Source organism: Tsukamurella asaccharolytica (assembly GCF_007858435.1).
GTDB lineage: Bacteria > Actinomycetota > Actinomycetes > Mycobacteriales > Mycobacteriaceae > Tsukamurella > Tsukamurella asaccharolytica.
The window spans coordinates 478,269-499,572 of sequence record NZ_VIGW01000002.1 but is presented as its reverse complement, the minus strand read 5'-3'; the positions used below and the strand labels follow the sequence as shown (position 1 = coordinate 499,572).

General features: G+C 69.2%; 26 protein-coding genes and 3 tRNA genes. 15 read left to right on the top strand and 14 right to left on the bottom strand.

Annotation, left to right across the window (positions count from 1 at the left end):
- Positions 1–45: 45 nt before the first annotated feature.
- Positions 46–552 (bottom strand): bacterial proteasome activator family protein, encoded by a 507-nt coding sequence (locus FK529_RS05835; RefSeq protein WP_146560055.1) that lies wholly within the window; start codon positions 550–552, stop codon positions 46–48.
- Between the two features lie 69 nt (positions 553–621).
- Here FK529_RS05835 and FK529_RS05830 point away from each other — a divergent pair, with 69 nt between their 5' ends.
- Both FK529_RS05830 and FK529_RS05825 read left to right on the top strand, forming a co-directional pair.
- Positions 622–1,878 carry a cysteine desulfurase-like protein gene (locus FK529_RS05830; protein ID WP_146560054.1) on the top strand — a complete coding sequence of 419 codons (1,257 nt, stop codon included), beginning with the start codon at positions 622–624 and terminating at the stop codon, positions 1,876–1,878.
- Between the two features lie 3 nt (positions 1,879–1,881).
- Positions 1,882–2,523 (top strand): LysE family transporter, encoded by a 642-nt coding sequence (locus FK529_RS05825; RefSeq protein ID WP_146560053.1) that lies wholly within the window; start codon positions 1,882–1,884, stop codon positions 2,521–2,523.
- A gap of 6 nt (positions 2,524–2,529) precedes the next feature.
- Here the strand turns inward: FK529_RS05825 and FK529_RS05820 are convergent, their stop codons facing one another.
- Positions 2,530–3,519, bottom strand: coding sequence for a hypothetical protein (locus tag FK529_RS05820; protein ID WP_146560052.1), 990 nt, complete (start codon positions 3,517–3,519; stop codon positions 2,530–2,532).
- Positions 3,516–4,481, bottom strand: coding sequence for an NAD(P)H-quinone oxidoreductase (locus FK529_RS05815; RefSeq protein WP_146560051.1), 966 nt, complete (start codon positions 4,479–4,481; stop codon positions 3,516–3,518). The genes FK529_RS05820 and FK529_RS05815 overlap by 4 nt, the downstream gene beginning before the upstream one ends.
- A gap of 170 nt (positions 4,482–4,651) precedes the next feature.
- Here FK529_RS05815 and FK529_RS05810 point away from each other — a divergent pair.
- Positions 4,652–4,736: transfer RNA gene (locus FK529_RS05810), tRNA-Ser, on the top strand.
- Positions 4,737–5,067: 331 nt separating this feature from the next.
- Here the strand turns inward: FK529_RS05810 and FK529_RS05805 are convergent.
- Complete coding sequence (locus FK529_RS05805; protein ID WP_231702937.1) at positions 5,068–6,054, bottom strand: HNH endonuclease; 987 nt, start codon at positions 6,052–6,054, stop codon at positions 5,068–5,070.
- A gap of 206 nt (positions 6,055–6,260) precedes the next feature.
- Here FK529_RS05805 and FK529_RS05800 point away from each other — a divergent pair, with 206 nt between their 5' ends.
- Positions 6,261–7,379: a DUF7373 family lipoprotein gene (locus FK529_RS05800; RefSeq protein ID WP_146560049.1), complete on the top strand. Its 1,119-nt coding sequence runs from the start codon at positions 6,261–6,263 to the stop codon at positions 7,377–7,379.
- A 422-nt stretch (positions 7,380–7,801) separates the two neighbouring features.
- Here FK529_RS05800 and FK529_RS05795 read toward each other — a convergent pair whose 3' ends face one another.
- Both FK529_RS05795 and FK529_RS05790 read right to left on the bottom strand, forming a co-directional pair.
- Positions 7,802–8,290, bottom strand: a complete 489-nt coding sequence (locus FK529_RS05795) for a hypothetical protein (protein ID WP_146560048.1) — start codon at positions 8,288–8,290, stop codon at positions 7,802–7,804.
- Between the two features lie 238 nt (positions 8,291–8,528).
- Entirely contained in the window at positions 8,529–9,038 is a 510-nt protein-coding gene (locus FK529_RS05790; RefSeq protein ID WP_146560047.1) for a CGNR zinc finger domain-containing protein, read from the bottom strand.
- A 25-nt stretch (positions 9,039–9,063) separates the two neighbouring features.
- Here FK529_RS05790 and FK529_RS05785 point away from each other — a divergent pair, with 25 nt between their 5' ends.
- The 4 genes from FK529_RS05785 (at position 9,064) to FK529_RS05770 (ending at position 13,098) form a co-directional block, all read left to right on the top strand.
- The gene (locus FK529_RS05785) at positions 9,064–9,849 is read left to right on the top strand and encodes a sulfite exporter TauE/SafE family protein (protein ID WP_146560046.1); all 786 of its coding nucleotides are present in this window, start codon (positions 9,064–9,066) and stop codon (positions 9,847–9,849) included.
- 89 nt (positions 9,850–9,938) lie between these two features.
- Positions 9,939–10,649, top strand: a complete 711-nt coding sequence (locus tag FK529_RS05780; protein ID WP_146560045.1) for a hypothetical protein — start codon at positions 9,939–9,941, stop codon at positions 10,647–10,649.
- A gap of 85 nt (positions 10,650–10,734) precedes the next feature.
- A complete protein-coding gene (locus FK529_RS05775; protein ID WP_146560044.1) occupies positions 10,735–11,856 on the top strand; it encodes an acyltransferase family protein in 1,122 nt (373 codons plus the stop codon).
- 3 nt (positions 11,857–11,859) lie between these two features.
- On the top strand, positions 11,860–13,098 hold the full coding sequence (locus tag FK529_RS05770; protein WP_146560043.1) for a hypothetical protein: 1,239 nt from the start codon (positions 11,860–11,862) through the stop codon (positions 13,096–13,098).
- Here the strand turns inward: FK529_RS05770 and FK529_RS05765 are convergent.
- The 3 genes from FK529_RS05765 to FK529_RS05755 all read right to left on the bottom strand — a co-directional run bounded on the left by FK529_RS05765 (position 13,071) and on the right by FK529_RS05755 (position 15,140).
- Complete coding sequence (locus FK529_RS05765; RefSeq protein ID WP_146560042.1) at positions 13,071–13,505, bottom strand: acyl-CoA thioesterase; 435 nt, start codon at positions 13,503–13,505, stop codon at positions 13,071–13,073. The genes FK529_RS05770 and FK529_RS05765 overlap by 28 nt on opposite strands.
- Positions 13,502–14,560, bottom strand: coding sequence for a histidinol-phosphate transaminase (gene hisC, locus FK529_RS05760; RefSeq protein WP_438947176.1), 1,059 nt, complete (start codon positions 14,558–14,560; stop codon positions 13,502–13,504). The genes FK529_RS05765 and hisC overlap by 4 nt, the downstream gene beginning before the upstream one ends.
- Before the next feature lie 115 nt (positions 14,561–14,675).
- Entirely contained in the window at positions 14,676–15,140 is a 465-nt protein-coding gene (locus FK529_RS05755) for an Asp23/Gls24 family envelope stress response protein (protein ID WP_146560040.1), read from the bottom strand.
- A gap of 116 nt (positions 15,141–15,256) precedes the next feature.
- On the opposite strand from FK529_RS05755, the gene FK529_RS05750 reads away from it, so the two are divergent.
- The 4 genes from FK529_RS05750 (at position 15,257) to FK529_RS05735 (ending at position 16,760) form a co-directional block, all read left to right on the top strand.
- Positions 15,257–15,817, top strand: a complete 561-nt coding sequence (locus FK529_RS05750) for an RNA polymerase sigma factor (RefSeq protein WP_269432081.1) — start codon at positions 15,257–15,259, stop codon at positions 15,815–15,817.
- 80 nt (positions 15,818–15,897) lie between these two features.
- A complete protein-coding gene (locus FK529_RS05745; protein ID WP_146560038.1) occupies positions 15,898–16,416 on the top strand; it encodes a hypothetical protein in 519 nt (172 codons plus the stop codon).
- Between the two features lie 142 nt (positions 16,417–16,558).
- A tRNA-Ser gene (locus FK529_RS05740) sits at positions 16,559–16,650 on the top strand.
- 37 nt (positions 16,651–16,687) lie between these two features.
- Positions 16,688–16,760 (top strand) — tRNA-Arg (locus FK529_RS05735).
- Between the two features lie 91 nt (positions 16,761–16,851).
- Here FK529_RS05735 and FK529_RS05730 read toward each other — a convergent pair.
- From FK529_RS05730 to FK529_RS05715, 5 genes are all read right to left on the bottom strand, one after another.
- Positions 16,852–18,081 carry a tyrosine-type recombinase/integrase gene (locus tag FK529_RS05730; RefSeq protein WP_158635057.1) on the bottom strand — a complete coding sequence of 410 codons (1,230 nt, stop codon included), beginning with the start codon at positions 18,079–18,081 and terminating at the stop codon, positions 16,852–16,854.
- Positions 18,081–18,464, bottom strand: coding sequence for a helix-turn-helix domain-containing protein (locus tag FK529_RS19985; RefSeq protein ID WP_158635056.1), 384 nt, complete (start codon positions 18,462–18,464; stop codon positions 18,081–18,083). Before FK529_RS19985 ends, FK529_RS05730 begins: the two co-directional genes overlap by 1 nt.
- Positions 18,461–18,688, bottom strand: a complete 228-nt coding sequence (locus tag FK529_RS05725) for a DUF3263 domain-containing protein (RefSeq protein ID WP_231702935.1) — start codon at positions 18,686–18,688, stop codon at positions 18,461–18,463. Before FK529_RS05725 ends, FK529_RS19985 begins: the two co-directional genes overlap by 4 nt.
- Positions 18,682–19,113: a hypothetical protein gene (locus FK529_RS05720; RefSeq protein WP_231702934.1), complete on the bottom strand. Its 432-nt coding sequence runs from the start codon at positions 19,111–19,113 to the stop codon at positions 18,682–18,684. The genes FK529_RS05725 and FK529_RS05720 overlap by 7 nt, the downstream gene beginning before the upstream one ends.
- An 80-nt stretch (positions 19,114–19,193) precedes the next feature.
- Complete coding sequence (locus FK529_RS05715) at positions 19,194–20,243, bottom strand: helix-turn-helix domain-containing protein (protein ID WP_146560036.1); 1,050 nt, start codon at positions 20,241–20,243, stop codon at positions 19,194–19,196.
- A gap of 183 nt (positions 20,244–20,426) precedes the next feature.
- On the opposite strand from FK529_RS05715, the gene FK529_RS05710 reads away from it, so the two are divergent.
- The 3 genes from FK529_RS05710 (at position 20,427) to FK529_RS05700 (ending at position 21,288) form a co-directional block, all read left to right on the top strand.
- Positions 20,427–20,732, top strand: a complete 306-nt coding sequence (locus FK529_RS05710) for a helix-turn-helix domain-containing protein (RefSeq protein WP_231702933.1) — start codon at positions 20,427–20,429, stop codon at positions 20,730–20,732.
- Positions 20,733–20,800: 68 nt separating this feature from the next.
- Entirely contained in the window at positions 20,801–21,043 is a 243-nt protein-coding gene (locus tag FK529_RS05705; RefSeq protein ID WP_231702932.1) for a helix-turn-helix domain-containing protein, read from the top strand.
- On the top strand, positions 21,040–21,288 hold the full coding sequence (locus FK529_RS05700; protein ID WP_146560035.1) for a hypothetical protein: 249 nt from the start codon (positions 21,040–21,042) through the stop codon (positions 21,286–21,288). Before FK529_RS05705 ends, FK529_RS05700 begins: the two co-directional genes overlap by 4 nt.
- Positions 21,289–21,304: the final 16 nt, after the last annotated feature.

The window sequence follows — 21,304 nt, the reverse complement described above, 5'->3', positions numbered from 1 at the left end:
GCAGGGGCCTTTCGGTGGGGCGTCCCGCGCGTGGCCGCCGCCCCGTCACAGGTACTGCCCGTGGCCCGTCTGCGACTCCGGGCCCGGGTTCATCACCGCAGGAAGGGCGCCCTGTCGCATCTGCTCGAGCTGGGCGCGCGCCGCCATCTGCTGCGCGAAGAGTGCCGTCTGGATGCCGTGGAAGAGGCCCTCGAGCCAGCCGACCAGCTGCGCCTGGGCGATCCGCAGCTCCGCGTCCGACGGGGTCGAATCGTCGGTGAAGGGCAGCGCGAGGCGCTCCAGCTCGGCCTGCAGATCGGGCGAGAGGCCGTCCTCCAGCTCCTTGATCGAGGTCCGGTGGATGTCCTTGAGGCGCGCCCTGCTGGCCTCGTCGAGCGGCGCGGCCCGCACCTCCTCGAGGAGCTGCTTGATCATCGTGCCGATGCGCATCACCTTCGCGGGCTGCTCGACCATGCCGTGCAGCTCCTCGGCGGTGTTGTCCGCGTCGTCCGATCCGGGCGTGCTCGTGTCGGTTCCTGCAGGAATGATCTCCACGTCGTCGTGATCGCTCATGCCACCATTCTGGCAGCTCCCGCGGGCGGACCACGGTGTCGTCGGGGCGGCGGTGTAATCTGCGTCCCAGTGAACACGTTCTCCGAAGGCCAGGGTGCGCCCGGCCGGGCATCGACTGCGGTTGCGGTATCCGCGTTCGACGTTGCCCGCGTCCGGGGGCTTTATCCTGCGCTGGGAGACGGGTGGATCCACTTCGATCCGCAGGCCGGAGCGCAGATCCCCGGGGCGGTCTCCTCGGCGGTGGCGAACGCCTTCCGCGGTTTCGTCAGCAACCCCTACGGCGTCTACTCCGCGGCGGCGCACACCCGCTCGATCGTGCAGGCCGCTCGCGTCGCCGTGGCCGATCTGGTGCGCGGCAAGCCCGAGGGCGTGGTGCTCGGACCCAGCCGGGAGCAGCTGCTCAACTCGCTCGCGGAGTCGCTGAGCGCGCGCCTGGGCCTGGGCTCGGAGATCGTGCTGTGCCGCCTGGACGACGATGCGAACCAGTCGCCGTGGCTGCGCGTCGCGGACCGCGGCGGCGGGCGCGTCCGCTGGGTCGAAGCCGACATCGAGACCGGTGAGGTCCCGGCGTGGCAGTTCGAGGAGCTCGCCGGGCCCAGCACGTCCGTGATCGCCGTGCCGTATGCCTCGTCGACCATCGGCACCGTCATCGACGTGGCCGCGGCCGCGCAGGCCGCCCATCGGGTGGGCGCGTTGCTCGTGGTCGATGCCACGAGCGCCGCGCCGTACGAGCTGCTCGACATCGAACGACTCGGCGCCGACGTGTTGCTCGTCAGCGCGAACCGCTGGGGCGGGCCCCAGGTGGCGGCGATGGCCGTCCGCGATCCGTCGCTGTTCGGCCGGCTGCGCGCAGTGAACCCCGACCGGAGCCTCACCGGGCCGGAGCGGTTCGAGGTGGGCGAGCACCAGTACGCGATGCTCGCCGGGCTCATCGCGTCGATCGACCACCTCGCGGGCCTCGACGAGTCGTCGGTCGGCACCCGGCGCGACCGGCTGGAGCACTCGATGTTCGGACTGCGCCAGTACCAGCAGCGGCTGCTGTCCTACTTGCTCAACTCGCTGGCCTCCGCGCCGCAGGTGGCGATCATCGGTCGCGCCGAGCGGCGGGTGCCCACGGTCTCGTTCACGATGCCGGGCGTGCCGGCCGCCAAGGCGGCCAAGCGTCTCGCCGATAACGGCGTGTGCGCGCTGTCGAACGTGCCCAGCCGGTACTTCGCCGGCCTGGGCGTACCCGAGTACGGGGGCGCGGTCACCGTCGGGCTCGCTCCCTACTCGACCCCGTACGACGTGGATCAACTGGTCCGCGCCCTCGCCTCCCTGGGTTAGCGGGTGGAACCGTCGGCGCTGGCGACGGCGTTCGGTGCCGGGATCCTCGCCGGCCTCGGGGCCGTACTGCCCCTCGGCGCGATCGGCGTGATGCTCCTGCACGAGGGCGCCTCGCGAGGCTGGCGCCGTGCCGTCCCGGCGGCCGCGGGGGTCGGCACCGCCGATCTGCTCTTCGCGGTGCTCGCGCTCGCGGCGGGTTCCGTCCTCACGCCCCTGGTCGCGCAGTGGGGCCGCTGGCCCGCCGCCGTGGGCGGCGTCCTCCTGCTCGTGGTCGCGGTCGTCATGGTGCGCAACGGCTTCCGTCCCGTCGCGGAGGAGTCCGACGGTGCCGATGCCGTCGGCGACGGTGCCGGCTGGGCGCGCTACGCGATGTTCTTCGGGCTGACGGCCGTCAACCCCTTCCCGCTCGTCTACTTCGGCGCGATCGCCGTCGGGATGGGGGAGGGGCTGCACCGGCCGCCGGTGGCGACGGCCTTCACGATCGGCGTCGGCATCGCCTCGGTCGGGTGGAATCTCGTCCTCGTCGGTCTGGGCGCGGTGCTGCGGGCGCGTTCCACGGCGCGGATGCGGCGGATCGTGACCGTCGCGGGCGGCGCGATCGTCGCGGTGGCCGCCGTCGTGGTGCTGGTGGCCGCGTTCGCGTGAGATCCGTCAGTCGCCGATCGCTGCGCGGTACTCCGCGGACTCGAAGAACGGGGTGAGGCGGCGGCGCAACAGGTCCTCGATGACGCCGCGTTCGTCCAGCGTCGCGATGACCGGCGGGCCGAAGCGCAGGGCCTCCTCGATCATGTCCTCGCGCCCCACGCCCAGCTCGGCGAGCAGCTCGTAGAGCGAGGCGTTGCCGTACTTGTCGAAGACGTGGTCGATGCCCTCGTCGAGCAGCGCGCGGAAGTAGTCGGTGTCGCGGAAGGTGCGCCAGAACTCGAAGATCAGCACCACCAGGTCTTCGACGTCGCCGTCGGTGAGCACCCCTCGGTACTCGGCGACCGCGCTCTCGCGGTGCTGGCGCCAGAATTCGCGGACGGCGTCGGCGAGGGTCTCATCGCCCTCGGTGGCGGCGCGGCGCAGGGCGAATCGCACGCCCCGTCGGGCGGCCGCATCGGCGCTCTGGCCGAGCGCGGGGAGTGCGGGGCGGAGGGCGCGGGCCGCGACGCCGGCGACGGTGCGCGTCACCGCGTTCCGGGCGAGGACGCGGTTGGCGTCGTCGGCCGCGGACGTGGCCGCGGTGTGCAGGATCGAGGTGACGGCGTCCTCGGTCACCGGGCTCTCGGACAGGGCCTGCAGAACCCGCCCGGTGAGGTCCATCTCCGTCACCGTGCCCAGCAGCTTCTCGAAGTTGTGACTGTCGATGACCTCGTCGAGGCGGGTGCTGTCGTTGACCGTGTGCCGGTACAGGCGGCCGGCGATCTCCCCGACGAGCTCGGGAATGGCGCCCTCGACGGGCACTTGCACGGTGTACTTCGCGGCGACGGCCTTGATCATGTCAGGGGTGACGGCCTGGGCGAGGGTCAGCTCGGAGGCGACACCGAGCGCGTGGTCCACTTCGTCGATCACCAACGAGTGGTATGCGGTGTCCCGGAGCTGGCGACGCGCGAAGGCGATCTGTGCCTCGAGGAGGAGGGCGGCGAGGTCGTCGATCATGGGGTCAGGAGCACCTTTCCGACGGACTCAGGGGAGTTCAAGCGGTCATGGGCGGCGGCCGCCTCAGCGAGCGGGAGTCGAGCGGAGACGACGGGGCGCACAGCACCGTCGGCGACGAGAGGCCAGACGTGGGCGCGGACCGCAGCCACCACCTCGGCCTTGCTGTGCGGCCCGGTGGCGGGACGGCCACGCAGATTCGTGGCGCTGACCCGACCTCGCTTCTTCAGCAGCGCACCGATGTTCAGGGTTCCCTCGACGCCGCCCTGCATCCCGATGATCACGAGTCGGCCGTGCGGCGCGAGGGCGCTCACGTTGGAGGGCAGGTACTTCGCACCCATGATGTCGAGGATCACGTCGGCCCGATCTCGCAGGATCTCCGCGAAATCCTGTTCGCGGTAATCGATCACGAGGTCGGCACCGAGGTCTCGGCAGCGCCCCGCCTTGTACTCGGAGCCGACGGTGACGGCCACCGTCGCCCCGAGGGCCTTGCCGAGCTGGATGGCGTGAGTGCCGATCCCGCTGCCGCCGCCGTGGATCAGGAGGGTCTCGCCGGCGCGGAGCCCCGCCTCGGTGACGACGTTGGAGTGGACGGTGCAGGCCACCTCGGGGAGCGCCGCCGCGTCGACGAGGGAGACCCCGGCGGGGACGGGCAGGCACTGGGTGACGGGCGCGAGCGCGTACTCGGCGTAGCCGCCGCCGGACAGGAGCGCGCACACCTCGTCGCCGACGGTGATGCCCTCGATCTCCGGGCCGACGGCGTCGACGGTGCCCGAGACCTCGAGGCCCAGGATCGGGCTCGCGCCGGGCGGCGGCGGGTACAGCCCGCGGCGCTGCATGAGGTCGGCGCGGTTGACCGCCGTCGCCGCGACCGCGATGCGCACCTCGCCACGGCCTGGTTCGGGGATCGGGAGGTCGATGAGCCGCAGGTCCTGCGTGGTCTCGTCGACGCCGATGGCCCTCATACTTCATGGGTAGCACATGGGCGTGGCCGTCGCGCCTGCTGTGGTGCGACGAGGAGACCGTGACGCGCCGGGGTCGGGCATGCGATCCCGACGACAGCGAGGAAGAGGTCGTTCCGGTGAGCGGCGCTGAGCAGTGCCTGCCTGGTGGGTCCGGTATCGTACCGCGCTAGGGAAGCGTGGCAGAGCGGCCGAATGCACTCGCCTTGAAAGCGAGCGTGGGTGAAACCACCGGGGGTTCAAATCCCTCCGCTTCCGCGTAGCTCGGGAAAGGTTTCTCGCTAGCTGAGGAACCTTCCCTCACGCGTTGATCCCCACAAATCCCCACGCGAGAACCGCTGGGGAGGGTCAGGGGTGTGCAAGCGCTGCGGCGGCGCGCCCGAGGTCCTTGGGATCGGTGTGCCCCTACACACGGAGTGCTAGCACCCCACCGTCGGCGTGCCCCGGCCACGTAGGCACGGGCTGTTCTTTGTTCCTGTAGGCCCCCTGGCCGGCGTGTGCATTCCAGTCGTCTGATCGAGAAGCTTGGGGCGACGGCGAACCAGGCGCGCGACGGGTGAGATGCGCCCGGGCTTCCAAAACAGGCGGCTTAGGCTGGCATCTTGTTCGACTTCGAACGGTTGCATCGCCAGCAGAGTGTCTGGAGGTTGTCGGCGGTTGACATGCCGCCGCGCGACACCGGGATGATGTGGTCAATCTCCAGGAGCAAGTTCGGCTCGACTGCCACCGATGCCGAGCAGTTCCGGCAGGCGTAACCGTCGCGTGCCTTGATCGAGTTCCGCAGCGAGGAGGTCATCAGTGCGCGTTGGCCTGCGGCGCTGTTCCGGAACCGGATCCGCTGCGCCATCATCTCTATCAGCGCGTCGATGGCCTGCCCGTGCATGTCGACGACGGTTCGTTGGGAGCTGTTGCCTCCGGCACTGACGTACTCGAACACGTATCGGGGGTAGGGGACCTCGATCGGCGAGAGGGTGACGCCGACCTGTGTCATGAACTCGTCGGCGTAGTGCTTGATTATGAATGCGGGCGGGTTGAACGACTTGGTGATCTCCTGCTCGCGGCGTTGCAGGTTCGCTAGGGCCCCTTCGAGGCGGCCGATGTCCCGGCCAAGGTCCTCGACTCTGGCGAGGTGCTGCTCGTCCGCCTTGATGTTGAAGTACTTCATCACATACTTGAGCGGGTCGGAGCTGGCGTTGCGGACCACCTGGAGCGAGCAGTTGTGAACGTTTGTCGCGCCGTAGTCGGCCGTGTTTCGGTCGCGCTTGTACTTGTGTCGGCTTGTGTTCTGGAACTGGGCGAGGTGCGCGTGTTGACCGGTGGTAGCGCCTCCTAGCTGAAACGAGCCAGTGCGACGGATATCGGCGACGTAGTCCGAGATGTCGTTGTGTTCTGCGACGACGCCCGATAGCTGGGCCTTGCGCGCTTGGAATGGCTCGCTACCGAAGTAGCGCTTCATCCTGATGTGTCGAATCGTGCGGTAGGTCAGGTAGATCGCGGCCGTGATGGCCGCGAGGGTGAGCACGGCGGGTAGTTGCTTCACAATGAAGCTGACGACGGTAACGATGACGACGAGCACTAGTAGGTATTGCATGTCCGGTTCGTGCCCCTTCGCGAGCTTCGTGACGTGAGAAGACGGACAGTATCAACCCCTGGGTGGCCCGAATCCGCGAACCCGTCGTAAAGAGCTTGTTCTGCGTGTGGGGGCCGTCTTGTTCCTGTCAGTCCCAGGGCCGGCGTTCCCATTTCTATTCTGATGGTTTAGTAACCGATATGCTCCCTGGCATGGGGAGACGGAAGACTATCGCCAGCATCACCGGTGCGGCGGTACTGCTACTGACCGGGTGCTCGTCGACGGTGGCGGGGACCGCCGTCGCGCCATCATCGCTTGCTCCGAAGCTGGACACCGGGAACTATCCGACCACGCCGCGCAATGTCGTAGCCAAGACAGATGCAGACGCGTGGCAGCAGGAGGGCTGGCGTGTCGCGGACGCAGTTGTGAACCCGCGGGAGATCGATCCTGAGATTGCCACGCCTGCCGCAGGCTCGCTGCCTGTCTTCAACACCGGGTACTTCACCACGGAGGGCGGCCAGTGCATTCTGACCAGGCAAAATGTGGCAGAAGTAGGCCCAGGTCAGGTCCTGACAGGCTTCATGGCCCGAGCTACGAGTGCCGATAAGCAGAAGGGGCTCACCGTCGGTTTGCTCCGCTTCCGGGATGACGCAGCGGCTCGCCGTGCGGTCCAAGTGATCGAACCTGTGGCAACCGGCAACTGTGGAACCAAGGCGGTTCGCGTCGAGGTCTCGTTCGCGGGGGCGGGCATGGTTGCCGTCGCCGCAGCGTTCACTGAGGGCACCACGAAGCCGGACGCAGCGACGCAGACTCGATTGACTACTGCAGCGATAAAGGCTCAGATCAAGAACCTCCACGTATACGCGCCCGCGCAAATGCCGCCTGGGGAATCTCGCCCGAGAGTCACCATGGACGTCGACGGGATAGTCTCGCGGACCATCAAGTCGGCAGATCCGAGCTATTTCGGGCTCTCTGACGAGATAGGGTTGTTCGGCGGCTGGATGACGCCACACGTCTTCGAGCTGAGCATAGGGACCGCCGGAACGCTCGCCGGTCTGCAGCTCGTCGGGCGCACGACCTTGACGAGCGTCATGCGCTTCAAGGACCAGGCGGCGGCGACAGCGGCGAAGTCGGTACTTCTTGTGGGCACTCCGCAGTCGGTCCCTGGCGTGCCTGACGACAATGCCGGATGCGTTCCGCAGGAGGCGTTCGTAGCCTGTGTCGCGCAGGTGGGCCGACATCTCACCTTCATCGGCCAGGCAACAGAAGTGCAGTCCCGGCAAGCGGTTGCTGCGGCGTACCTGATCCTCAAGGCCGCGGGGGACAAGTAGCCAGGAGGGGACCGACCTGTTCCGTTCTGATTCGCACAGGGTAGTCAAAGGTATTAGGCCACAATGAAACCGGCTTGCTGCGGTCGGGACGCGCAGGTGCCGTGGATCCCGAGCGAGGTTAGGGGTCACTCATTTTGGCATCAGTGTGGCAGCAGGGCCGGTGAGCATCAGAAGAGGCCGTCAGCATCAAGCTGACGGCCTCTTTTGTGTCTAGGGGGATGCTGTTGGCCTTAGATTGGGATGTCGCCGGCCTCCATCGGCGCCACGGGCGTGACCGGGCTCCGAGGGACCGGCCTCGACCCCTCGCTCGCCTTCGGGCGGGTGGATGACGGGGCAGTTCGCGTCGAGTTAATGGGTGAGAAGCTTCATGAGGGGATCCTCCGAGGTGCATCGGGCGTCACCTAAGCAGGCGTCGTGTGTGCTCACGTGGTATCAGTTCCCGTGTGCTCAGTCTGGGACGAGGCGACCGCAGGCTTGTTAGAGGTGCTGTCATGCTCCTGCCGTTCGCGAAGTTTCGTCCTACCGTTCCGTTGTTGGCGAATCCGCCGCCGTGCCCGCAGTCCGCGAGTTTGTAGAACGCCGAGCCAAATCGACCCAACGGTGAACGCGACACCGACCAGTACGTAAGCGGGCGCAGCGACGCGGTTGTACGCCTCCTGCTGATCGAGCGTGCGGTACCTCCCGTCGGGCGGGTTCGAGCGCCCATTGTCGATCACCTTCTCATCCAGCATCTTCCGTCCGAGTTCGCACAGGTCCGCTGCTGTCATCGTCTTGAGGTCGCACGTCGCGGGCTCGTGAATCGTCACGATGCCGATCCAGATGGCGAAAACGCCCATGATCAGGCAGATGGGCGTCGCGATGAGCAGCTTCCCAGACAGGTCTGGTGATTCGCCCGACGAGTGCTTGCCCATGACGGAATCGTAGATGGGCATCGCTGCTCGCCCCGAGGAGCGACGCCTGGGTGACGCGAAGTGATCAGCGCCGCGTGGCTCGTGGCGGCTGAGGGGAGCGAGTCGGGCGTCGATGGGCGCCGGGCGGAGCGCTCCTGCACCGTACGTCGGAGGACAGCGCGGAGGGCCGCTGGGTGAAACCATCCGAGGTTCAATCCCTCCGCTTCCGCGCAGCTCAGGGGAGGCGCGGTCCCCTGAATCAACTCGCGCGGTGCCGGCGCACCGCCTCGCGGCTGCCGCAGCGGGGTGAGCAGTACCGCTGGCGACCGTTGCGGGAGACGTCTGCGAACACCGACGCGCAGTCCGACGATGCGCACCGCCCCAGGCGGTTCATGCCGCGCGTGGTCAGGTGCAGAGCGGTCCCGGTGAGGATCAGCACGGCGAGCTGGCCGGTGAGCGTCGCGCCGGACTCGCGGTAGTGGATGTGCCAGCCGGTTCCGGCGTGGTCGGTGACGCGCGGATGCGAGGCGTGCTCGGCGAGCAGTGCATTGAGCCGCTCGACCCGGGTGGCGACGTCCTCCGCGTCCACCACGGTGAGCCAGGCGTCGATCAGGGCGCGGCAGCCGGCGAAGTCCTCCGCGCCGACGGTCTCGACGAGCATGTCGTGCGCGGCGCACCGTCGGACCAGATCGGCGAGGTCGACGGCCGGATCGTTCGCCAGCTCGACCGCGAGCAGCACCGGGCCCTCGCCGTAAGGGTTGATATGCACAAGGCCATTACAGCACGATCGGGCGGTGCCCGACATCACCACGACGACGCTGCTCCTGCTGTTGCTCGCAGCCCTCGCTGCGGGCTGGGTGGACTCCGTCGTGGGCGGGGGCGGTCTGATCCAGCTCCCCGCGCTGCTCATCGCGTTCCCCACGGCCGCGCCCATCCACCTGCTCGCGACCAACAAGATGGCCGGCATCGCCGGCACGACGACGAGCAGCATCACCTACTGGCGCCGCGTGCGGCCCGACGGGCGGACCGCCGTCGCCCTGGCCGTCCCCGCCTTCGCCGGCGCGATCGCCGGCTCGATCATCGCTTCGCACCTCCCGCGGTCGGCGTTCAACCCGATCATCCTGGTAGCCCTCGTGGCAGTCTTCGTCTACACGCTGCGCCAGCCGGACCTCGGCCACGAGACGGAGCTGCGGTACCGCGGGCACCGGCACCTCGTGACCGCCGGGGTGGCCGGCTTCGCCATCGGGGTGTACGACGGTGCGCTCGGCCCCGGCACCGGCTCGTTCCTGGTCTTCGCGATGGTCGGCCTCATGGGCTACGCCTTCCTCGAGGCGTCCGCGAAGGCGAAGGTCGCGAACCTCGCGACCAATCTCGCCTCGCTCGTGGTCTTCCTTCCGCAGGGCGCGGGCTACTGGAAGCTCGGTGTGGCGATGGCCTGCGCCAATGTCGCGGGCGGCTACCTCGGCGCGCGGACCGCCGTCGCGAAGGGCAGCGGCTTCGTCAAGATCGTCTTCCTCGTCGTGGTCTCGGCGTTCATCTGCAAGCTCGGCTACGACGTGGTGGTGCAGTTCGCGCGGTGACCGCGTCGGCGTGGCCGACATCGTGTGGTCGACTTCACGTCGACGTCGACGGTTTGCGTTGTAGCCCATGGATCGTCGAAACTGAGAGGGTGAGCGATCCTGGCGCTGCAGCCCCCGAAGACCCGATCGACCTCGATGCCTGGCGCACCGCCAACGAACTGTCCGTCCCCTTCTCCGAGGCGCTCGATCTGTGGGCCGAGACTGCGCACGCCGCCCTCGTCGAGCTCGCCGGACGGTACGGATCCTTCATCAGCTTCGCCGAACTCGCCGCCCGCGCCCAGGCCGACGCCGGCGTCGTGACCCGCGCGCCCGTACGCCTGTGGATCGCGGCGCTGCAGCGTCGCGTGACGGATCGGTGCCGGGCGGCCGGGGAGCCGCCGCTCGTCGCGCTCATGGTCACGCACGACCAGACCGTCGGTGAGGGTTACGCCTACGCCGTCGCCGCCGCGGGCCTTCCCGTCCCGGAGAACCTCGATCAGCACGCCGCGGCCGCGCGTTTCGCTTGCTACCTCCACTTCGGTGCGACGATGCCGGACGGTGCGACACCGCAGCTCACCCCCAAGCTGGAGGAGGCGCAGCGCGTCGCCGCGGCGCGCCTCGCCAGGGTGAAGCCCGGGAAAGCGGCATCGAGCGCGCGGGTCGTCAAGGCTCGCACGCCTGCCGCCCCGCGGGCGACGAAGGCACCGTCGGCCCGGCCCGCCAAGGCGGCCGCCCCGGCCAAGCCCGAGCCCCGCCCGGCGAAGCTCTGCCCCAACTGCTTCACCGAGCTCGCCGTCACTGGCGAGTGCGGCTTCTGCTGAATCCTGGACCGGGGTACGCGACTCGATCAGCACGGCGCACTCGCCCGGCCGGTGGATCCCACGGGGCAGCGGGCAAAATGAGGGGATGCAGCAGAGTCGGGTGGCGTCGCTCACCGGGCTGCGTGCGGTCGCGGCGGGCATGGTGTGCCTCACCCACGCCGCGTTCGCGACGGGGCACTACACCGACGACTTCGCCGGTCACCTGTGGGCGCGGCTCGAGATCGGCGTGCCCATCTTCTTCGCGCTATCGGGGTTCCTCCTGTTCCGGCCGTGGGTGCGCCTGTTGCAGGACGGCGCGGGCCACCAGCCCGACCTTCGGCGGTACGCATGGCATCGATTCCGGCGCGTGGTGCCCGCGTACTGGGTCGTGGTCGTCGCCGTGTACGCGCTGGGTCTCATCCGGTACGAGCCCAACCCGTCGGGTCGCGGCGTCGACGGGCTGCTGCGGAACCTGACCTTCACCCAGATCTACGGCTTCGGGCACCTGCGCGTGGGCCTGACGCAGGCGTGGAGCCTCGCCGTGGAGGTGGCCTTCTACCTCTCGCTTCCGCTGATCGGCTGGGCGCTGACCTCGGTCCTGTGCCGGTACCGGTGGCGGCCCGCGCGGCTCCTCGGGGGCCTCGCCGCGGTCGCCGCGATCACGCCGGTGTGGATCCTCATCGCGCCCGAGATCGAGCTCACCGCGCGCATCTGGCCACCCGCCTACCTGTGGTGGTTCGTCGGGGGAATGGCGCTGACGGTCGTGGCCCCGCTGGTCCGGCGGTGGCCGCCGTGGGCGACGCCCGTGTGCCTCGCGGTCGCCGCCGCGGGGTTCATCGTCTCCGCCCTGCCGGTGATCGGCGGTCCGCCGACGATGGTGCCGGCGAGCCAGGGGGAGGCGCTGGTGAAGTCGGCGCTGTACCTGCTGATCGCGGTCGCACTGATCGCCCCGCTCGGCCTGGCGCCGGCGTCGCGCACGCCGTATCACCGGCTGCTCGGCAGCCGGCCGATGGTGTGGCTGGGCGGGATCTCCTACGAGTACTTCCTGGTGCACCTCATCGTCATGGACGTCCTGGTCCTCGACGTCTTCGGGTGGCCGCCGTTCACCGGGAGCACCGCGGTCGCCTTCCTCGCGGCCTCGCTCGTCTCCGTCCCGCTCGCGTGGGCGCTGCGCGCAGCCCTGCCCTTCGGGGATGATGAGAAGCACACGTCGAACAGAAGGGGGTGACGGATGTCCGCGCAAGAGCCTGAGGTGCACATCGAGGCGCCGGTGCGCCGGTGGTGCGACGCTCGCGCCATTCCCATGCCCCGCCGCGACCTCTCCGACGAGGCCGCGCTGCTCATCGCGGCGGGTTACCTCCCGCCCGCCGCCCGCGAGGTGGTGCTCAACCGGTTCGATACCGAGCGTGCCTTCCCGGACATCGGCGGCTACTCCAAGCTGCGCCGGCTGAGCCGGATCGCCGAGCACGAGACGTCACCGCCCACTGCCGACGGTGCCCCGGCCAACCCATTGCAGCAGGCCAAGGCCGCCGCCGACGCGGTCCGCGGTGCCGATGCGCGGCGCAAGCTCGCCGGCTTCAGGCACGCCTTCACCCTGAACCGCATCTCCTTCGCCGCGGGGGTCCGCGCCGTGCGCCGCGCCCGCAAGGACGCGGTGCACCTCGACCTCGACGAGCGCGACGCTCTTTTCGACGCGCTGTGCCTGACGCCGCTGCCGCTCACCCCCTCCGCCGCCGCGGTCGCCGCACGGACCGTCGCGCGGATGGCAGGGCCGGCGCTGCGGCTCGCGCCGCAGCTCGCAGGGTGGGTCGACGGGCACGGCGCGCCCGACGAGGGAGTACTGGTCTTCGAAGACCGCTACGACGTGCTGCTCTACATCGCCGGCCTCGTCTACGACAAGGTCACCTACTCCCGGTCGGTGAGCGCCGGCCAGTTCGACGAGCAGCTCGGCCAGCTGGACCTGCCGACCGACCTCGTACAGATCTCCGCCGACGTCGTCCAGCTCAAATCCGTCTGGGGTCAGCTGCGGTACGCGCCCGGACTCGCCGACGGTGCGCGCTCGGGCGAGCTCGACAAGGTCTGGGACGAACTCGTCGACCGGGTCACCGCGCTCACCCGCGTGGGCGACCTCGTGGACGTCGCGGACTCCAAGCGGCCCCGTCGGATGTCGATCGAGTCGATCGATCAGCAGATCCACGAGCTGGTACAGCGCGCCGGTGAGCGCGAGATCTCCACGCAGAGCGCACGTCGCGTCGCCGGGCAGATCATGGGCGCGCGCGGCGACCTCCCGCCCGCGTTGCCCGACGTTGCGCGGCACGCCCTCCCCGCCCCAGAAACCGGCACCGGCACCGGCACCGGCGGAGCGGGTGCGCGGCCCGGGACGCGGTCACCGGATACGAGGCTCCCGGGGCAGGCGCCGAAGGCGTGGAAGCCCGCGCCCGTTCAGCCGCGCGACCAGGACGCGAGGTAGGTCTTCTCCTCGTCGGTGAGGCGCCGCAGGCTGCGCCGTTCGATGTCGACGACCGCCATCTGCGTGGTCGCGCGGATCGCCGGTCGCGACTCGGGCGCGGCGCCCTTCGCGCGGACCTCGTAACCGATGGTGAAGTCGACGCTGCGGTTCGACGCGATGTACATGCCCACTTGCACCGGTGAGTCCTCGTGGTAGAGCTGTGCCTTGTATGCGATCGCCACGTCGGCGATGAAGGCGCTCTTGATCAGCGGCGCGTACTTCTCCCCGGCGGAGAGCAGCCACTGGATACGGGCCTCCTCCAGCAGCGTCACCATCCGTGCGTGGTTCACGTGGCCCAGCGCATCCATGTCCGACCAGCGGACGGGAACATGTGCGGTGAAGGCGAACTCGTACCGTCCGAGGCTCACCGCCGCCACCCTGTGGCGAAGGAGAGGAAGGCGTCGTTCTCTTCCGGCACGGTGACGGTGACCCGGACTCCGGCCCCGTCGAAGCCTCGGACCAGGAGGCCGGCCTCCGCGGCGTCGGCCGTGAATCGCAGCGCGTCGGGTCCCAGGGGGAGCCAGACGAAGTTCGCCTGCGTGGGCGGGACCTCGAATCCGGCCTCCCGTAGAGCGTCGCGGACGCGGGCGCGCTCCCCGACGACGGCCTCGGTGCGGGCCAGTAGCTCGTCGTTGGCACGGAGTGACGCGATCGCGGCGGCCTGCGCGGGCACGCTGACGGAGAAGGGCAGGTGCACCTTGGTGAGAGCGGCGATGAGCGTCGGGTCGGCGATGGCGTAGCCGACCCGCAGGCCCGCAAGACCGTACGCCTTGGAGAAGGTGCGGAGCGCAATCACGTTGCGGTGCCGCGCGATCAGGGCGGCACCGTCGATGCGCTCGCCGGTCTGATCGTTGTCGCGGTGGTACTCGAAGTAGGCCTCGTCGAGGGCGACGACGATGTGCGGCGGCACCGTGCGCAGGAACGCTTCGAGGGCCTCTTCGGAGATCGTCGTGCCCGTGGGGTTGTTCGGGTTGCAAATGAAGATCAGTCGCGTGCGGTCGGTGATCGCGGCGGCCATCGCGTCCAGGTCGTGCGCGTGCTCGGCCGTGAGCGGGACCTGGACCGGCGTCGCGCCGACCACCCGGGTCACGATCGGGTACGCCTCGAAGCTGCGCCACGCGAAGATCACCTCGTCGCCCGGCCGGCAGGTGACCTGGACCAGGTCCTGGCAGAGGGCGACGGAGCCGCAGCCCGCGTGCAGCTGATCCTCGGTGACGCCGGTGAGCTTGGCCAGCTCGGCCTTGAGCTCGACGGCGCCGTTGTCGGGGTACCGGTTGGCGCTGCGCAGCACCTCCGTGAGAGCCGCGGCGACCGACGGCAGCGGACCGTCGACGATCTCGTTGGAGGCGAGCTTGATCGCGCCCGGCGCGGACTTGCCCGGAACGTATGCGGGGAGCGCGTCGAGATCGGAGCGGATGCCCAGCGGCGCGGGGGCGGACGGGTTCACAGTGGCCACCCGGTCAGGGTAGTCCGACGTTCCGCCGCACGGGGCCATCGCGGCCGATCACCTGGATCCGCCGCGGTCGCCCCGGTTCAGGTCAGTTGCCGGAGGAACCGTCGGTGGCGTCCTCGTCGGCGACGTGGACATCGTGAACCGTGACGTTGACCTCGGTCACGGAGAGGCCGGTCGTGGATTCGACGGCGTCGATGACATTGCTGCGGATGCCGGAGGCGAGGTCGTGGATCGCGACGCCGTACTCCGCGACGATCGCCACGTCGATGGTGGCCTGCTTCTCGCTGACCTCAACGGTGACGCCCTGTGTCAGGTCCGCTGCGCCGGGGAGGGTCTCGCGGATCCGGCCCACCACACGCGCGGCCCCACCGCCGAGGTCGTGGACGCCGTCGACCTCGCGCGCGGCGATGCCCGCGATCTTGGCTACGACGACGTCGGCGATACGCGTGCTGCCGAGGCCGACCTGGGTGGAGACAGGGGACCCCGTCTTCGGGCCGGTCGAACCGTCGGTGGTCGTGGTGGCGGCGGGCTCGGTCGTGGGCGAGGGCATCGTCCGTCTCCTTGTGTCGACTAATGTGTCCGGACTTGAATCCGGCACACTGGGTACGACGCCGTCTCCACGGAGAGCGGCACGCCATTGTGTTTCATCTCACATCGGGAGGGTGGTTGTTCGACTCGGAGCTGCTGCCGTCGCTGTCCGACGAGACGCTGACCAGGCGGGCGCAGCGTGGCGACGCGCAGGCCTTCGACATGCTCGTCCAGCGGCACGGGCCCGCGCTGTACCGCTTCGTCGCGCGAACGACGCCGCAGCGCACCGATTGCGACGACATCGTGCAGGAATCGCTCATCGCCGCCTGGAAGGCGCTCCCGAGTTTCGCCTTCCGCTCGAGCCTGCGGACCTGGCTGTTCTCCATCGCCACCCGCAAGACCGCTGACGTGCTGCGGCGCCGCGCCCCCGTCGTCGACTCGGACGCGCTCGACACGGCAGTCGCGCAAGGGCCCGGCCCCGTCGAGCGGGCGACAGACAGGGAGTTCCTCGACGCGCTCGGCCAGGAGCTGGGGCGCCTGCCCTATCCGGCCCGCGCCGCATGGTGGCTCCGCGAGGTCGACGGGCTCTCCGTCGCCGAGATCGCGAGCGTTCTGCGGACCACGGAGGGGTCGGTTCGCGGACATCTCCAGCGGACGCGACAACGCCTCGCCGAGAAGCTGAGGGAGTATCGGCCGTGAGCCGAGCGACGCGGCCCGCGGAGGCCGGGTCATTGTGGAATTCGACTCAACGTGGTCACACTGGGGAAGCGATGAGTGCGATGAGTATCAGGCGAGCGGACGGTGGCGACGTCGAACAGGCGCCGGCCACCGATTGGATAGCCGACGCGACGCGTCGGCTATCCGGGCTGGCCGGACCCGATTCCGTGGCGCCCGAGACGCCCCCGCGCTGGGGGGCAGAGGCGATCGACCGATTGCTCGACGCCGTCTCCCGCCAGGTGTCGACGCTGCCGCGGCGCTCCCGCCCGATCGCCGCGGCGCGACCAGGGATCACTGTCACGGAACTGGCCCTCTCGAAGGCGATCACCGCGGTGCTCTCCGACGCTGCGGCCGTCGAGTCCGCCGCCGTCGCCGACGTCGCGCTCGAATTCATCGACGGGGCGCTGACCGCTGCGCACGTCCACCTCGTGGCGGCGGGGGCCGGCGGGCGGTCACACACTCTGCTCGATGGCGGCGAACACCTGCGGACGGTGACCGCCGATATCGTCCGGCGGGTGGTCGGCACCAGCGTGCGGATTGACCTCACCTGGGAGGACCTCCTCACTCCGGCGTCCGAGTAATCGCCGATAGCGGCGGCCCACGCGTCCCGCCCGTGAACGGAAGATGACCAGCAGTTTTGTGGGTTTCGGAGAGGTTGTGTAATGTAGCTGCTCGGCGGTTGCGCGTGACCCGTAAGGATCGCTCGCGCAGCGCGTCCGATTTGGAGGCGTGCCAGAGCGGCCGAATGGGACTCACTGCTAATGAGTTGTCCGGCCAACACCGGACCGGAGGTTCAAATCCTCTCGCCTCCGCCACGCCGGTTTCAGGACCGGCGAGAATTGAATAGGGTACGCGCCCGTAGCTCAGTGGATAGAGCATCTGACTACGGATCAGAAGGTCAGGGGTTCGAATCCCTTCGGGCGCACAGAAAGTACAGGTCAGGCCCGGTTTCCAGAGATGGAGACCGGGCCTGATTCGTGTTCGCGGGTCGTTTACGGGTCGGAAAACGCTGCGCGCTACGCGGGTCGCGCGCCGAGCCGGTCCAGCGCTGCCGACACGTCCGGCGCCACCGCGGCGCGGGTGATGTAGTGCCGTCGGGTGATGTCCGGCGACGTGTGCCCGAGGACCTTCGCCGCGTGCTCGGCGTCGAACTCGGCCTCGATGAGCGTGGCCGCCGTCTTCCGCAGGACGTGCGGCGTTACCCACTCGAACTCGTCCGGGTCCGGCGCCTTCCCGCCGATCGGCTTCTCGTGCTCGACGTAGGCGCGCGCCTCCCGCATTTGCCGCCGGGTGTTCGCGGTCGTCTTCGGCCCGCCGTGGCGGCCCGGCCACACGAGATCCTGATCGGTCGGGTGGCCGCGCGCGATCTGCCGGCGCAGCGCGTCCATCGCGAACCGCGGCATCGTGAGCTGCCGCCACGCCGCGTCCGTCTTCGGCCACGGCTGCCGCTCACCCTGCTTCGTGATCGTCCCCGAGATCGTGATCTTCCCCGGCAGGTACACCTCGGCGCCGGTGTCCTCATCGACGACGGTGCGGTCCCACACGATCTCCGAGCGGAGCAGCGCGAGGCCCTCGCCGATGCGGGTGCCGCTGCCGGCCATCACATCGACGAAGTCGGGCAGCTCGGGGCCGCGCGGCTTCCCGTAGCGGTTCGCGCCCGCCCAGGCGGCGGCCCGCGCGCGGTAGCGGTGGAAGTCCTCGACGGACAGCGACAGCACGTGCTTCTTGTCGGGGCGGCGCTTGGTGATCTCGGCGACCGGGTTGTGGTCGATCGCGTCGTGCTGAGCGGCGAGGCGCATCATCCCGTTCAGGACGACGCCGGCCTGCTTCGCGGTGGTGTCGCCGGGGATGGCGCGGATGAACCGGTCGAGCACGCCGACGGTGGCCTCGCCGACGCGGACCTTCCCGAGGCCGGGGACGATCTGGTTGTTCACGCGCTCGCGGTAGGACGCCATCGTCGACGGTGCGAGCTTGTCGGCCTCGCGCTTCTCGAGCCATAGCGCGGCGAGGTCGGCGAGGGTGGTGTCGCGGGTGATCTCGCCGACGGTGCCGGTCGGCTTCGCGCGGTCCCGGATCGCCTCCTTCACTGCGCGCTCGGCCGCCGCGCCGGTCGTGCCGTGCTTCTTGATCCGGCGCGTCTCGCCGTCGAAGTCGCGGTACCGCGCGACCGCCTCCCAGCGGCCCGGGCCGAGCTGCGTGCGGGTGATCCGGCCGTGCGTGCCGATCGGCATCGGCGGGCGCGCCATCAGGCACCCACCTCGTCGCTGGGATCCTCGCGGCCCGCCGTCAGCGCGTGCACCAGGCCGACGATGTGGTTCCGCTCCGCGCCGGTGAGCCGGTCCGTCGTCGCGGGTAGCTGCGCGGCGAGCATCGACGGCGTCTCGATCGTGAACCCGATGCCGGCGGCGTAGGCCAGGATGATCGTCTGCTCGCTCAGGTTCAGCGCGCGGGCGAGGCCGGTGACCGTGGCGGTCGACTTCGGCCACTCCTTCCGCTTGCCCGTCGCGATGTCGGACATGGTCTGGTGCGAGATCGCGCCGTCGGTGGCAGCGGCCAGCGCGCGTACCGTCCATCCGGTCTCGTCGCGTCGCTGCGCGATGAGCTGTTGCAAGGTCGGGTGCCTGCTCATGGTCTGGTCCTCTGAGATCGGCCGCCGCGGATGCGGCGGAGCCTGTTGACGACCGTCGGCGCGTACGCGACGGCTTCGGGGGTGTCGAGCACCTGGTTGAGGCGCTGGTAGTACCGCACGGGCGTGAGCCCGAAGTTCGCGACGATCGCGTCCTCCTTGGATCCACGTTGCTGCCACCACGACCGCTCGAAGTCGAGGATCTGCCGGTCGACGTCGGTCAGCACGGCCGGTCCTCGATCCGCATGTTGATCCACATCCGCTCGTCGTCGGTCAGGGACCGGATGAGCGCGAGGAGCATCGGCACGTCGACCCACAGTTCCTCGGCGGCCTCCTCCTCGTGGCGTGTCCAGCGGAGTACCTCGACGAGGTCGTTGAGGTCGATGAGCCGCCGGGCGGCGAGAGCCTCGACGGTTCGCTCCTCTCGTGCGGCGAGCACAACGTCGCGGGGATACACCTGCCGCTCATCGTGGATGAGTTCATGGGTGAGCGCGGACCGCCGCTCGGCCTGCGTCATCGTCGGGTGAAGTTCCACTCGACCGTCCCGGCCATGTCGTCCGCGAACTGCCGAGGGTGCGTCGAAACTGATCCGCAGGTGCCCGCGGGCGCGCGCCTCGCGCCACGGATGCCACGGCGGGGTCCTTCTCGTCATGTCCAGATTTGTACACGCGCCGACTGACAGAAATGGTGCCTGACCTGGAACTACACGCGTGTAAGTCGTAGGTGTGATCATCATGCACCGGCCTCAGGTCCCTCGGAATCTGGTGCCTCGGCGTCGTCGTCCTGCGCTCGGTGGAGTCGCTCAGCGTCGGTCGGCCTGTCGATGAATCGCTGCGCGAGGTCATATGCCTGCTGCTCGTTTGACGCGCGGAACGCCTCCCAAGCGCCGACGGGCGCGCCCGCCGATTGCCACGCCTTCCATTGCGACCAGTGCTCGTCATATACCGGCTCACCACTCGGCCACCTGTCCGGCCCGTCGGGGTGGGCGTTGGCAGTCAAGTCCTGAGGCTGGCGATCAGTCTCTGCAAGTGATTCGCCTTGCTGCTCGACTGGAATCCCGGGAGTGCTGGGTGGAAGCGTGTGGTACTCGAGCCCTTCGGGTGGCACTGGGCGTCCGAAGGCGTCCTGCTTGCCCTTGCGTTCGAGGGCACTCTCGACGTCGGCCTGCATCTTCGCAGCTCGGGCCGACTTCCGGCGTGCCTGCTCTTTCGCCTTCTCGATCGCGAGATGCGTCGTGCCACCGACACCGACCTCGGTTACCGCTCGCAGTATCGGCAGGAGTTCGTCGACTGCGTAGACGAGATTCTCGAGGTCGTCGATGACCGCGGTGATGTCGTCTTCTTCGGTGTACCCGGACGAGGTGTTCGCCATGAACTCGACCTCATCGGCGGCGAGATCGAGTTGAACCATCAGGTCGGGGCCGAGACTCCACGCGCCGAACTGAGGGCGGCGGGGAGGAATCGGGGCGACTGCGTCGACTTCGGCGCCATCGCGAGGGCGCCGCGGCTTCGCCTGCTCTCCCCGCTGGTCGACTGCGTCCTCAGCGACCACGGCGTCGCCCATCAAGACAGCGCGCGCCCGTCCTGACTTCCAGCGAAGCGCGCGGTCATATTTCGCGAGCGTCTGTGCGCCGACCTTGAGTGCGACGCCCAGCTCGATCTTGGACTGGGTCGTGTCGGACGGGCCGCCGGCCTTCATGACGTCGGCCTGGCTCATTCCGAGTTCTCCGCGGCGGTTCTTCACTGCTTCGCCGAGACGGGCGACGGACGGGGTGGTTGGCATGGGCTAGACCCTTCCAGAAAATTTTGGCAAACCTTGCCCCAGTTTGGCAAACCTCAACGGCGTAATTCAACCGTGAATCGGCCTACATGAGTGTGATTCAGCAGCTAAAGAGGGTTTGCCGAAGCCACGCCTCGGCACGGATGAAGGTTTGCCGACGTGCCGAACCGTGCTAGCGTCGGCAAGGTGACCACGACACAGCCAGCCAAGTACCAGCGATACGGCAAGGTTCGCCCACGCAGAACGCCTCCGCACGTGTCCATCAAGATCCTTCGCCTGGCCGCGAGGCTCACTCTCGACGACGTCGCTGAACGCATGGCCGACTTCGGCGAGGCACCCGCCCGCGGAACCCTCAGCGCGATCGAGAACGGACACAGGGGCGCAAGCCGGGAGTTCCTCGCCGCGCTCGAGCAGGCCCTCGGGATCCCTGAGGGCTCGATCACCACCGACTACGAGCCGCGCACCTCCGCGGCTATCGCAGTCGACAACTGAAACGGCCGCCCGGTGCGCCAACACCGAACGGCCGTCAAAACACATCACCAAGCAGAGGAGGCAACCTCATGCTCTACCCCCAGGATACCGCGCCACCAGCGCGCGGCATGTCACCCGCCGAACTCGACGCACTCGGCGTCTCCACCGACCTCCGCACCGCCGCACGCGCACTCGGAATCGGCAAGTCCATGGCCTACCGCCTGGCCGACCAGGGCAAATTCCCCTGCCCCATCATGCGGATCGGCTCCCGCTGGGTAGTCCCCACCGCCGGCCTCCGCGCAGCACTCGGCCTCACGGAGGCCACCGCATGACCGCCGCGGCTGCGCCTCTCACGGGTGCATTCACCGGCGCGCACCTCATCGCCGTCATCGTGCTCGTCCTCGTCCTGTGGATCCTCACCCGCGCCTGGGTCTCCGCGACCGTGCGGAAGTCCCAGATCCGCGAGGACGCCCGGCTCGAGAACCGCCGCAGGTACCGCGCCGAACTCATCGCCCGCAGGGGACCGCGGATCCGCGGCTGCCGCTGCGAATGCCACCGCCTATCCGCCGTCCGCTGAACCCCCGCCAGGAGAA

Bases quoted from the DNA above. Each gene is read 5' to 3' on its own strand.
- FK529_RS05745 (WP_146560038.1), top strand. From the start codon at position 15,898: ATGAGTATCAGGCGAGCGGACGGTGGCGACGTCGAACAGGCGCCGGCC.
- FK529_RS05820 (WP_146560052.1), bottom strand. From the start codon at position 3,519: ATGATCGACGACCTCGCCGCCCTCCTCCTCGAGGCACAGATCGCCTTC.
- FK529_RS05770 (WP_146560043.1), top strand. From the start codon at position 11,860: ATGTCCGCGCAAGAGCCTGAGGTGCACATCGAGGCGCCGGTGCGCCGG.
- FK529_RS05700 (WP_146560035.1), top strand. From the start codon at position 21,040: ATGACCGCCGCGGCTGCGCCTCTCACGGGTGCATTCACCGGCGCGCAC.
- FK529_RS05815 (WP_146560051.1), bottom strand. From the start codon at position 4,481: ATGAGGGCCATCGGCGTCGACGAGACCACGCAGGACCTGCGGCTCATC.
- FK529_RS05835 (WP_146560055.1), bottom strand. From the start codon at position 552: ATGAGCGATCACGACGACGTGGAGATCATTCCTGCAGGAACCGACACG.
- FK529_RS05755 (WP_146560040.1), bottom strand. From the start codon at position 15,140: ATGCCCTCGCCCACGACCGAGCCCGCCGCCACCACGACCACCGACGGT.
- FK529_RS05705 (WP_231702932.1), top strand. From the start codon at position 20,801: ATGCTCTACCCCCAGGATACCGCGCCACCAGCGCGCGGCATGTCACCC.
- FK529_RS05775 (WP_146560044.1), top strand. From the start codon at position 10,735: ATGCAGCAGAGTCGGGTGGCGTCGCTCACCGGGCTGCGTGCGGTCGCG.
- FK529_RS05795 (WP_146560048.1), bottom strand. From the start codon at position 8,290: ATGGGCAAGCACTCGTCGGGCGAATCACCAGACCTGTCTGGGAAGCTG.
- FK529_RS05715 (WP_146560036.1), bottom strand. From the start codon at position 20,243: ATGCCAACCACCCCGTCCGTCGCCCGTCTCGGCGAAGCAGTGAAGAAC.
- FK529_RS05800 (WP_146560049.1), top strand. From the start codon at position 6,261: ATGGGGAGACGGAAGACTATCGCCAGCATCACCGGTGCGGCGGTACTG.
- FK529_RS05720 (WP_231702934.1), bottom strand. From the start codon at position 19,113: ATGACGAGAAGGACCCCGCCGTGGCATCCGTGGCGCGAGGCGCGCGCC.
- FK529_RS05730 (WP_158635057.1), bottom strand. From the start codon at position 18,081: ATGGCGCGCCCGCCGATGCCGATCGGCACGCACGGCCGGATCACCCGC.
- FK529_RS19985 (WP_158635056.1), bottom strand. From the start codon at position 18,464: ATGAGCAGGCACCCGACCTTGCAACAGCTCATCGCGCAGCGACGCGAC.